This window comes from Flavobacterium glycogeni (assembly GCF_048286775.1).
Classification (GTDB): Bacteria; Bacteroidota; Bacteroidia; order Flavobacteriales; family Flavobacteriaceae; genus Flavobacterium.
On record NZ_JBLVPV010000003.1, the window covers coordinates 51,707 to 64,750 of the forward strand.

General features: G+C 35.3%; 6 protein-coding genes. All 6 read right to left on the bottom strand.

Annotation, left to right across the window (positions count from 1 at the left end):
* Window positions 1–75: 75 nt before the first annotated feature.
* Window positions 76–7,242, bottom strand: coding sequence for a T9SS outer membrane translocon Sov/SprA (gene sov, locus ACNQGX_RS03205; protein ID WP_417973961.1), 7,167 nt, complete (start codon window positions 7,240–7,242; stop codon window positions 76–78).
* Between the two features lie 24 nt (window positions 7,243–7,266).
* A complete protein-coding gene (ruvA, locus tag ACNQGX_RS03210; protein WP_131914982.1) occupies window positions 7,267–7,848 on the bottom strand; it encodes a Holliday junction branch migration protein RuvA in 582 nt (193 codons plus the stop codon).
* A gap of 95 nt (window positions 7,849–7,943) precedes the next feature.
* Window positions 7,944–10,232 (bottom strand): NADP-dependent malic enzyme, encoded by a 2,289-nt coding sequence (locus tag ACNQGX_RS03215; RefSeq protein ID WP_417973964.1) that lies wholly within the window; start codon window positions 10,230–10,232, stop codon window positions 7,944–7,946.
* 161 nt (window positions 10,233–10,393) lie between these two features.
* Window positions 10,394–10,828, bottom strand: a complete 435-nt coding sequence (locus tag ACNQGX_RS03220) for a CBS domain-containing protein (protein WP_131914980.1) — start codon at window positions 10,826–10,828, stop codon at window positions 10,394–10,396.
* A 126-nt stretch (window positions 10,829–10,954) separates the two neighbouring features.
* Window positions 10,955–11,875: a tRNA epoxyqueuosine(34) reductase QueG gene (gene queG, locus ACNQGX_RS03225; RefSeq protein ID WP_417974289.1), complete on the bottom strand. Its 921-nt coding sequence runs from the start codon at window positions 11,873–11,875 to the stop codon at window positions 10,955–10,957.
* Window positions 11,876–11,967: 92 nt separating this feature from the next.
* A complete protein-coding gene (gene ruvB / locus ACNQGX_RS03230; protein ID WP_417973966.1) occupies window positions 11,968–12,990 on the bottom strand; it encodes a Holliday junction branch migration DNA helicase RuvB in 1,023 nt (340 codons plus the stop codon).
* Window positions 12,991–13,044 lie beyond the last annotated feature (54 nt).

Here is a 13,044-nt window from a genome sequence, read left to right on the forward strand (position 1 = left end):
TATTTATTGATAATTTAAATTTTATGGCACAAATGTAATAATCTTCTATTCAAAAATTGTTCCCTTTTCGAAAAATTAATTCCCAAAATTATAACGAAGTGTGATTCCGGAACGAATATTTGTCAACGGAAAAGAAGTTGAAATTACCGCTTTCGAAAAAGAGTGATCATAATAGAAAATAGCCGTTAGATTTTTACTAAACGAATAATCAGCCTTGACTGTTAACGACCAAAGATTCTGGCCTCCGGCTAATTGATTGTTATCATAATCCAAATATCTCACAATCGTCTGATTGTTTCTATAGGATACATCTGCTTTCAAATTGATGTCACTTTTTATTATTCCTGTTGGACTATCAGCCAGTCTGGAAGAGAAAATCACGTCTTTGAAACGATACCCCAATCCTATAACATATTCTATCCCTTTAACTTCAGTCAACAAATTATTATCAAAACTCATTGACAATGCTCTGTCTTTTTTGATTTCGGCCAATACTTTTAACGAACTTTTCAATTCAAAATCCATTCTTAACAATGGGTTAAACTGTTCTACCAAGTTAATATTTGACATTATGGTTTGATTGAAAAAGTTACCACTCACATCCACTCCACCTGGTGCTTTGTCATATTCAAAATTCGATCTAAACGCATTTATCGTATAAGAAGCCCTGTAATTATGTTGCAATGAGAAACGTTTGAAATTCTTTTTAAACAGCCCATAACGCATCAAACCATTGTATTTTATCGACCAGTTTGGCATTGGAAAATTTCTGAAAATTCCCAACGAAACATCTGAAGCATTTCCTCCTGAATAAGCCGCTAAAAATGCCGGTAACAATACTGCTTGATTGTTCTTCCCATACCCTAATGGAAATCCTTCTGGGTCCAAATTACCAGGATTATTAATATCAATCCCACGTTGTGTTGCTAATCTATTTGCTACCGTAAGTCTGTTTATTCTAAAATCATCAAAAGCAACCGATGAATTTTCATCACTAGTCGAAAATGAAGTTTTTATCAACACTGTAGAAATTGAAAAAATACCCGTATTATAAGGAGATCTAGGGTTATACACACCATCCGTTACATCATACTGCTCTGAGAAATTTTCAGAATGAGCGCGGTCTAATGTCAGATCAATCTTTAAATCCGGTAACAAATCTACATTTGCCGTGGCTTTAAATAATTTATTGGTCACTTGAGAAAAATTTTGGTTAAAATCAGGATAGTTAGTTAGCCAACCATTTTTGGCAGCTTCATATCGCACATCATCCTGACTACCAAAAATAAATCCTAATGACGGTCTTGACGATCCAAGAAACCCTACACTTGGCGTGTATCCCGGTAAAACCGTACCGCTGTTATAGGTATAGTTCATCTGAATATTTTTAATACTGGTTAAAATACCTATAAAACCATCTACGAATTCATTGTTTTTTGGTACTTGATTAGCATTTGTATTTACTATTTTCTCACCTGGTTTTGGAGCAGTTGTTTTAGGTTTTGGCACCGTTTTATTCGTGTTTTTTGCCAGTCCTAAATACTTGTACAACATATCCATATTGAAAGTTGCATTCAAATTGCTTGAACTCGCATTTTGAACGGTGTTCCCTAAATTGTAACTATTCCCTTCAATTTCTATTTGAGACAATGCATTAGAAGTACGCTGCCAGCTGTAGTCTCCCGTATAGGAATAATTGGCTTTAACAAAGCTAAATAATGGAATTTTATTAATTGGAATTTCATAATTCACAACCAATTGTTGCATGTGTTGATTTGGATCTCCAATATCCCAATAACTATCCCAAATTGTAAAAGTATCGATAGGTTCATTGTTTTCATTCAAATAATTTTTCACAATATTGCTGGAAGAAGCCGTATAATTTAATTTCAAAGATTTAGTCAAATTATAATTAAATCCATACTGGTAATTGAAAGCGAAATTTCTTCGATACAAAGGATCCAGCCCAATTCCTTCCACATCTACCTGTCTAAATTGTTGACGATTGTATTGTCTGACGATATTAGTATTAAACGATATATTTGAAGGCAAATAATTAAAATTGAAATCACTTAATAATTTCCAATAACTACTTTTTTTCATGAATTTTGTCTTCTTGAAAGGCTCTACTGATTTTGATTTAAAAGTATAGGCATAATCCACCGATGAATTTACTTGTTGGTCTACATAATCTTCAATTTCAAAATCATGTCTTTCCACTTCATTAAAAGACTGGGAAAAAGTAAAGTTCTCCGGATCGTACACACGTTGTTTTTGCTCTGGACCGCGCTCTTTTCTAACCCCTATAAAATTTATGCTTTTGCGTTTTGTATAATCAACAGCTCTATTTTTAATGTTTTTTCTTTCGGCCTCATCAGTGGTATGATCCAATAACTGTTTTAACTTTATATCCTGATTAAAAGGATCGTATTCCGGAGTTATGGTCTCTTCACCAATAGCATAATTAAAAGGCAGGTTAATTTGCCATTTTGGAGGCAATAATTTACCAAGATTTACATTGGTCACAATACTATATTGTTCTGTATCCTCACGGTTTCTTTCGTTTGGCCCTTGTTCTAAAGTACCAAAACCAATGGTGCTTTTTTTACCTGAAGCAGAAACCGTGGCAAAATCTGCGAAATTTGTATCTACATTCAATACAGCTGCCATTCCCCCTTGATTATCCATATCCGCTAAGCGAAGTTCATTGAACCAAACTTCTCCTTTGATATCGTCGCGCAGATCGCTATTTTTCACACCAACCATCAGCGTACGTACTAAACCAAAGTTAGGGTTTCCTCTAATTCCCAGCTTCAAGCCAGTATTACCATCACCATTAGGAAAAATGTCTAAGTGGTCATCCGGATAATACACCCCATCCAATGGCAAAGCATCTTTTGGAACTCTAATCTTCATTTCAGTCAATAAAGCCAATGACAAATCAATCTCATTTTCTTCAGGCCAAACTTCCTCAGCGCTCAATTTACTGCAATCTCCAACAAATTTACTTACCTTTAAAGGAATTTCTATTTGGTAAAAATTCTGGGTAAAGTCATTTCCAAAACGGATGAATCCAACCATTTGATTGTCTTGAAGTACAATTTCATTTGGCAATGATTCTGCATGCAAGAACATTTTTAATTTCTTGAATTGACGCATGTCAATACTCACATTTTTAAAAACGGCTCTGGAGTCTTCCGGTTCTAATCCGTTTCCAGATACTCTCAACGCCAATGACTGCTCATTTTGATTGATAACCGTATTGTTGTTGTATAATTGTTCTTGTTGCACACCTGGAGGAACAATATAATTTACTGGACATCTCTCATTATTTTCCTGAACATTAACAGCCAAAACATCTAGATTAGTATCGTCATCAGTAACATCTGTATCCAAAGGATCAAGCGTATTGGTGTATCTTCTCCATTCTCCCCTTACTAAATCCAGTGCGCCAAAACGAACGGTTACTTCTTCACTAAAGCCCGTCATAAACATCCTCATGAAGCGTATGGATCTAAAATCAGAAATATTTCCTATTGTGTTCTCCGGTTGTGAAACCGGTATTTTAAATTGCAGCCATCTCGCATCAGTAGTCGAACCATCCGGCAAAGTCACTTGCGTATTTCTTATGTCGGTAATATAATTTTGCCCCACATTCATGTTTGGCTGAACCTCAATACTGTATTCGTAATAGGCATTGATGGTATTCATAGTATTGTCTCTGTTGATATCCTCAACATCCGGAACGGTTGACGACCCTCTGTTTGGATCATTAATATCAACTGCCGAATTCCCATCAGTACCGTTATACCTTTTATATCGGTCTAAAATTCCCCCTGAAGCATTCAAATAATAGGTATAATCATCTGCCGCAGGATCTAACTCTGAGGCAAAATTAGTATACACTGATCCTTCAGTGGCATTAACCAAACCATCCAGACCAATATCTTGATTTGTTCTATTTGCTGCATTAGTGTCAAAAGCATAAATCAACGATTGAGAGGCTGGAACATCTCCCCATAGCGGTCGAGGGTTTACCAATACCTGATCTGGCCCAAGTCCATTTTCATATTGCTTTCTTCCATCCTTCAAAACATCTTCAGATATTTCCCCTAAATTAAAATAAATTTTCCCCGTATTGGATTGTGGTATCTGACCGTTTCCTACATAAGGATCTAACACCCAAAACTGGATATACTCTACATTTCCTTGTTCGAAATTAGTCGAATTTAACGACCGCATAATTCCACCAAAATTATCACTTGGATTTGTCGCTGAATTTGAACTGTTATTATAAGGTCCTCTATCAGAAGGATAATAACTTAAATCTAATGTATTAACGACTTGTGATTGCCCTTGAGCAATATCCGTCAAAGGATACAATTCCTCACTGAAAATTCTTCTGGTATTGTTGAACGACAAATCTTCATTTGAAATTCCTGCCGGTTTTTGAGTATAAAATATAGGGTCAATTGAATACCAAGCTAATTTGGCTCTTTTAAACCCATAACTTAAATCATTGGCACCTCCATTGAAATCATACGTGCTCGTGGCGTTTCTTTCCGGTGTTGACGCCAAACTCCAAGCATACGGAGAGCGCATATCAATGGTCGATTGGGAACCTTCAAAATCATCTACATAAATGGTAGACTCCCCCTGAAATTGATCCGCTTTTGGAGAATCTGGTCTCAAAAAAGCAACTTCACCTCTTACGGAAAGATTAGAAGGCACATCGGTATCAACATTTGGCAACTTATTCACCAATCGAGTCAAGAAAGGAACTTCAGTTGAAAAATTAGTATTGAATCCAAAAATAGTATTGTTAACTGATTCCTGACCAAAGCTGGATTTTTGAGTAAATGGTCTTTCGGTCATTTTAAGAAAAGTCCCTCCAACCAAAAAATTATCGGAAATTTTATGTTCCACATTTACGCCCATAAACCTTCTGGTCTGCAGACCAAAAACGGAATTGTTTTCTAAAGACACTTCAATAGGTGTATTGGAGGCTAGAAGTGACGGATCTAAAATCTGTACTCTTCCTAATTGGTAATTTACACTGTAATCAATTCCTTCCACTAAAACTCTACCTGCAGCAGTAACCACAACAGAACCTTGCGGCACATTTAAAGCACCAATTGGTATTCCGTCTCCACCAGATGATTTATATTTTCCTCTTAATAAAAATTTATTTTTATCACTGTCCTGTAAAGCTCCAGATTGTGTATTTCGATACATACTACGAAACACATATTTCTTTTGGTTTTCATTATAAGAACTAACATTGTTATAATTTTCACCTCCATTTGATAATTTAGAAAACAATAATTCTCCAAATGGTTCTTTCGTAGTAAAAATGATTCTTCCGTATTGAGCATCCATCGTTAAGCCCGGAATAAAATCAAAAAAACCATCACCTCCAGCTTGAGGATCATTGTTATAATTTAATTTATCCAAGTTAAACACTTTCAACAAAGGCGTTTCGGCAACTTCATTTTGAGGTAATGGATTCGGCGGAAAAGGACTTCCTGGAACTTCAGTAATATAATTTAAGGGTGAAGGATCCGTGTAAAGAATGTTAAATCTAAAATCTTCTTGTTTTACTTGATAAGCACCCGGAATTTGATAGATGTTTTTCATCATCAAGTTCCAAACAGGGTTTTTAACATTGGTCAAATTACTTTTCAGCATTTTCAAAATCAAACTTTGAGAAATAATGGCTTGATTTGAAGGACTAGTACCCGTTACCACAGTTGCATCTACTCCGTCATTTCCAAATTCACCCACTTGATACACTTGATCTCCGATTGTATATTGGTAGGCAACCGCCAAAACTTCGTCATTAGCCAGTCTCTGTTGTAATGAAATATACCCTAATTGTGGGTTATAGGTATATTCATTTGGATTTAGCTTTCGAGCATTTTCTAATTTAGAATAGTCACTTCCTTCAAAAGCATCATTAGTACTATCACCATCATTATTCCTTAGAAAACCTGATTTTGCAGTAACAATTTCCCTAATATTTTGTGTTAAAAAAGAACCTGACTGTCCAATAAATTTAGGATCATATTTATTATTACTATTCTCTGTTGGGGAATCAACTGGAACAGTATTAAAAAATCCTGTCGAAGGATTTATAACCACAACTTCATCATCTGGTATTCCAGTAAATTGCGCTTCCCCTAAATCCTGAAGTGCAATAATATTTCTTAAATTGTTACTATTGTTAGTGTTTCCGATACCAACATTCAATCTGTTTTGTTTGTTGGTCACCCAAATCTCCAGTCGGGTAATTTGAACTCTACTGTCTATAAAAGGATAGTTTTTTAATGATTTATCGTATCTATTTCTAAAATATTGGGATAAGAAAAAGTGTCTGTCATTATCATAATCCAATGCAAACATGTCAAAATCCTGAATTGTCCCTCCACCTTGAGCAATTAAACTTTTCGTTTGTGATTTTTGCTCTGAAAAAACTCCGGTAATGGTCGTTTTTCCAAATTGCAATTGTGTTTTTACACCAAATAAACTTTGCGCTCCTCGAATCAAAGAACTATTCAAGGGCATGCTTACATTTCCAACTTCTATTTTTTGGATAATATCGTCTTCTGAAGGTGCATATTCCAACTTCATCAAGTTTTGAAAAGCAAATGTTGATTGCGTATCGTAATTGGCATTTACACTGAGTCGCGTTCCTACTTTACCCATCAAGCTCATACTTATTCTTTGATCGAAATCGAAAGAAAGATTCGACCTGTTTCTGGGGGAAAAAGAGGGATTGTCTTGTTTTGTATACCGCATTCCTAAATCAATTTCTATAGATCCGGTCGGTTTTACATCAATGGTATTACTTCCAAAAATAGATTCAAAAAGCCCTGATTTCACATAATATCTTGGCAATAAGTCTTTTTTTGCTTCTTCACTGCCTTCTTTTTTCCCATCAATAGCATCCACCTTTTTTTTGAAATAATCGCGCATTGATTCTTTCAAAACCAACTTTTCATATTCTTTTGGCGTTAATATAATGGGATAATTGATAGAGAATCCATCAACAGAATTAGTGTAGATATACCTATCTGTAACTGGATCATAGGTATAGGCCGAGAGAATACTCTTTGGATTTTTTAACTGGACTTTTCCGGTAGAAAATCCAGTTTTAACGGTATCCTGAGCTGCTTGATTTACTTGGGCTTGCGATGCAAAACCACAGAATAATACAAGCAAAAAAATACAAATTTTATGCATACAACTCGTGTTACTTGAATACCTCTATAAGTTTTTTAAAGCTTTCTTGATGATTGATTCCACTGAAGCCTCTGGGTCTTCTTTGACAATCTTTTCTACAACTCTTTCTGAAGATTTTCGTAAAAATCCCAAAACTTCCAAAGCTGATAACGCCTCATCTCGATTTGTATTGCTTTGTGACATAGAAACTTCATCTAAATCATACAATTTTAATACCTTATCTTTCAAATCCAGTATTACTCTTTGCGCTGTTTTGCTCCCTATCCCTTTTATAGATTGAATGGTTACCACATCACCAGATGCTATTGCATTAGTAATTTGTTTTGGGTCTAATGAAGAAAGCATCGTTCTTGCTATACTCGCTCCTATTCCGGAGACTGATAACAACATTTTGAAAATCTCTCTTTCTGACTTTTCCACAAAACCAAAAAGTGTATGCGCATCCTCTTTTATTTGAAGATGCGTATATACTTTTATAAAATCCGTATTTGGAAGCAAAGAATAAGTATGTAAAGAAATATTTACATGATAACCAACTCCTCCACAATCAATAATTATTTGCGTGGGCGATTTCTCTACTAATTTTCCTTGTAAATGTGCTATCATTAATTCTTAAATATATCATCAAATATAATAAAAATAGCACATAATTTTATCATATTCATCAATTTAACTTCGCTTATAATTTACAAATTATTAAACTAAATTAAATTTGCTTTTTTCTTTCCTTTCTCCTGCGCATCAATCACCGCAATTGCAGCCATGTTTACCATTTCCTCAACACTTGCACCTAATTGAAATATGTGAACCGGTTTCCCCATTCCTAACATAATAGGTCCTATTGAGTCTACCTTATTCAATTCTTTCAATAATTTATAGGTAATATTAGCCGATTCCAGATTAGGAAAAATTAAAGTATTTACTTTCTTTCCAGCTAGCTTAGAAAAAGGGAATTTTTCTTTTAACATTTCAGGGTTCAATGCAAAATCTGCTTGAAGTTCACCATCAATAATCATCTCAGGATGATTATTATGCAAATAAGCAACCGCTTCTCTCACTTTTGATGCGCTTTCATTCGTTGAAGACCCAAAATTCGAATAGGATATCATCGCAATTACCGGCTCAACTCCAAACATCCTGGCTGTTTTTGCAGTCATGATGGCAATTTTAGCTAAATCATCCGCAGATGGATTAATATTTATAGCAGTATCCGATAAAAACATTGGCCCACGAGCCGTCATCATCATATTTGTAGTGGCAACTAGAGAAGCACCAGGCGCTTTTTCGATAAGCTGTAATATAGGTTTTACTACCGATGGATAACTTCTGGAATATCCCGTTACCAATGCATCTACTTCTCCTTCATTGACCATCATGGCTGCGAAATAGTTTCTTTCACGCATTAACTTCTGAGCATCCAATAATGAAATCCCTCTTCTTTGTCTGGATGTCCAATACGTTGTGGCAAACTTATTTCTTCTGGCTTCCTCTTCTTTAATTTTTGGATCTATAATCGGAACATCAGCATAAAAACCTAGTTCTTCTTTTAATTCTAAAATAGTTTCCTTGTTTCCTAGTAAAATAGGAAAACCTATCCCTTCTTCTAATACAATTTGTGCTGCTTTAAGGACATCTAAATGGTCCGCCTCAGCAAAAACAATTCTTTTAGGATCCATTTTAGCTCTATTAGCTATCAATCGAACCATTTTATTATCATTCCCTAAACGATCTAAAAGCTCTTCTTCATACTTTTCCCAATCGGTTATAGGATTTAATGCTACTCCTGAATCCATAGCTGCTTTTGCAACAGCTGGTGCAACAACAGTTATCAATCTAGGATCGAACGGAGAAGGAATAATATATTCTTTTCCAAAAACCAACTTAGTAGCTCCGTAAGCAATATTCACTTGTTCCGGAACCGATTCTTTTGCTAATGCAGCAAGTGCTTTTACTGCCGCCATTTTCATCGCCTCATTTATTTTGGTTGCACGAACATCTAATGCACCTCTAAAAATATACGGGAATCCAAGAACGTTATTCACCTGATTAGGAAAATCAGAACGTCCTGTTGCCATAATAACATCTTTTCGGGTTGCAATTGCCAGATTATAATCTATTTCCGGATCTGGATTTGCCATCGCAAAAACGATGGGATTTTCGGCCATTCCCAGCAACATTTTTGGAGTCATGATATCACCTGATGACAATCCTAAAAAAAGATCTGCACCCACTAATGCTTCTTCAAGACTTATCGATTTTATGTCTTGGGCATATTTTTGCTGTAAAACAGATAGTGACGGATTGTCTTTTGTCAAAACGCCTTTACTATTAAACATCAAAATATTTTCTAATTTCACACCCAATAAAACATATAAATTAGCACAAGCAAGCGCAGCAGAACCCGCACCCGAAACGACCATTTTTACATCTTCCGCTTTTTTACCTGCTAATTCCAAAGCATTCAGCAATGCCGCCGATGATATGATAGCTGTACCATGTTGATCATCGTGCATCACAGGAATATTTAACTCCTCGACCAATCGTCTTTCAATTTCAAAAGACTCAGGCGCTTTAATATCTTCCAGATTAATACCTCCAAAAGTTGGCGCTATATTTTTAACCGTTTGAATGAATTCTTCAATATCTTTAGTTCCAATTTCGATGTCAAACACATCAATATCAGCAAAAATCTTAAACAACAATCCTTTACCTTCCATTACTGGTTTTGATGCTTCCGGACCAATGTCACCCAATCCTAAGACTGCAGTTCCGTTTGTAATTACGGCAACTAAATTTCCTTTTGCGGTATATTTATAAACGTTATTTACGTCTTTCGCGATTTCTAAACACGGCTCAGCTACACCAGGAGAATATGCTAAAGATAAATCTCTTTGTGTTGCATATTTCTTAGTGGGAACTACTTGAATTTTACCGGGAGTTGGCTTTGCGTGGTATAATAATGCTTCTCTTCTTTTGCTATTTTTGTCCATTGTTTTTAGATTTTATTCTAGTCTACAAAGATAGAAGACTTGATTTAAAAAGTCAGCATTTACCCTACTCTTTTACAAAAAATCGTCCCTCCCTAATTTATATAAAAAAAATAGCTGCATTAATTTTGCAGCTATTTATATACTTAATTTAAATTTTGAATTTATGCCTTGCTTCCGCTGATATAAGAATCCAAATATTGAATGGTATTTTTTTGAAGTTCGATTATCGCTTTTACCACATCACCTATAGAGACGATACCTATAATCACATCATGTTCTGAAACTGGCAAATGTCTTATTCTTTTTGCGGTCATTAATTCCATACAATAGTCAATATTATCCGATGGCTTTACTGTAACCACATCTTTTTCCATGATTTCATGAACGAAAGTTTCCTTTGAAGATTTGTTTTTCAAAACAATTTTTCGAGCATAATCTCTTTCAGATAAAATACCTTTCAAAACATTATCTTCAATTATTAAAACTGCTCCAACATTTTTTTCTCCCATCACTTTCAAAGCTTCATATACAGTGATAGTAGAAAGTATTGAATGAACTTCCTTTCCTTTAGTGCTTAAAATTTGATTAACCGTCATAATTGATTCATTTAGTGAGTTATAAAGTTAAAAAAAATATACATTCAAATAACAAAAATATTTTTCAGCACTAAAATATATCATCAGAAGAAATCAATTCTCTCAATTTTGCTTTGAATTTTAAAGTTATTCCAGAAAATCAACATTCCTTTTTATCCCCTGAAACTTTGCTCTTTTTAATGGCGAATTTTTAAATACGGCCCTAAATGTTTCTTCGGTTATTTCTATCCAGTCCTTTTTGGACATGGAGAGTAATGCCGAATTTGGGTTAAATAAAGGTTCATTGTGCGCTTTTGAAAACTTATTCCAAGGGCACACATCCTGACATACATCACAACCAAAAGCCCAGTCATCAAACTTGCCTTTCATCTCCTGAGGAATATTTTCTTTTAATTCAATCGTGAAATAGGAAATGCATTTACCGCCATCAACCACATAAGGCGCAACTATTGCCTCCGTAGGACAAGCGTCAATGCAAGCGGTACAAGTTCCACAATGATCCGTTGTAGGATTGTCGTAGTCTAAATCTAAATCAATAATGAGTTCCGCAATAAAGTAAAAAGAACCTACTTTTTGTGTCAGTAAATTACTGTTTTTGCCTATCCAACCTAAACCGCTTTTGGCAGCCCAAGCTTTATCGAGTACTGGAGCCGAGTCCACAAAGGCACGTCCAGAAACTTCTCCAATTGTTGATTGAATGGAGAATAAAAATTCTTTAAGTTTTTCTTTAATTACAAAATGATAATCCTGCCCATACGCATATTTTGAAATTTTATAAGAATCCTGATTTTGTAGTTCTTCAGGATAATAATTTAACAACAGCGAAACAACACTTTTAGCATCGTCGACCAGTAAAGTTGGATTTAGGCGCTTGTCAAAATGGTTTTCCATATAGGACATTTGGCCGTTTCTGTTGTTCTTCAACCAGTTTTCTAAACGTGGCGCTTCTTGTTCCAAGAAACCAGCTTTGGATATTCCACAAGATAAAAAGCCGAGACGTTGCGCTTCGGATTTGATAAATTGTGTGTATTTTAATTTATTGTTGATGCGTTAGGAGTTAAAGGTTATGCGTTAGGAGTTATGGGTTATGAGTTGCACACTTAACTCTTAACTTCCTAGCTTTTAACTTCCCTAATAAATTAGAAAAGCCCGCCTTGAATGTTTGTATTTATTTTCCCTAAATGCTTATATGCTTTATCAGTAACTTCTCTACCTCTTGGTGTTCTCATGATAAATCCTTCCTGTATCAAAAACGGCTCATAAACTTCCTCGATTGTTTCGCTGCTTTCGGATACGGCTGTCGCCAAAGTTGTTAGCCCAACCGGTCCCCCTTTGAATTTATCGATAATTGTGGTTAGAATTTTATTGTCCATTTCATCCAAACCATGCGCGTCAACATTAAGTGCTTTTAAGGCGTAACGGGCAATTTCTATGTCAATCGTGCCATTCCCTTTTATCTGGGCAAAATCGCGCACACGACGCAACAATGCGTTAGCGATACGTGGTGTTCCGCGGCTTCTACCTGCAATTTCTATGGCTGCTTCCATTGATATTGGCATTTTAAATATAGTAGCACTTCTTTCCACGATTGTCGTCAGCAACTCTGTGGTATAATATTGTAAACGGGAAGATATTCCAAAACGAGCTCTCATGGGAGCGGTCAATAAACCGGAACGCGTAGTGGCTCCAATTAATGTGAATGGATTTAGATTGATTTGAACTGTTCTTGCATTTGGTCCTGATTCAATCATGATATCAATCTTGAAATCCTCCATTGCTGAATATAAATATTCTTCCACTATGGGACTCAAACGATGAATTTCATCAATAAACAAAACGTCCCTTTCTTCAAGGTTAGTCAATAAACCTGCTAAATCTCCGGGTTTGTCTAAAACTGGACCAGAAGTAATTTTGATGCCAACTTGTAATTCATTAGCAAGAATATTAGCTAAGGTTGTTTTTCCTAGACCGGGAGGGCCGTGAAACAGCGTATGATCAAGTGCTTCATTTCGTTGATTTGCAGCTTGAACAAAAACTTTCAAGTTCTCTAATATTTGGTCTTGTCCTGCAAAATCATCAAAAGAAAGCGGTCTTAATTTTTTTTCAAGATCAAGTTCTTCCGAATTGTAACTGTTTGATGTTGGGTCTAAATTTTCATTCATGTAACAAAGATAGCAAAGCAATTTTGAATTATAAATTTTAAATTTTAAATGCTA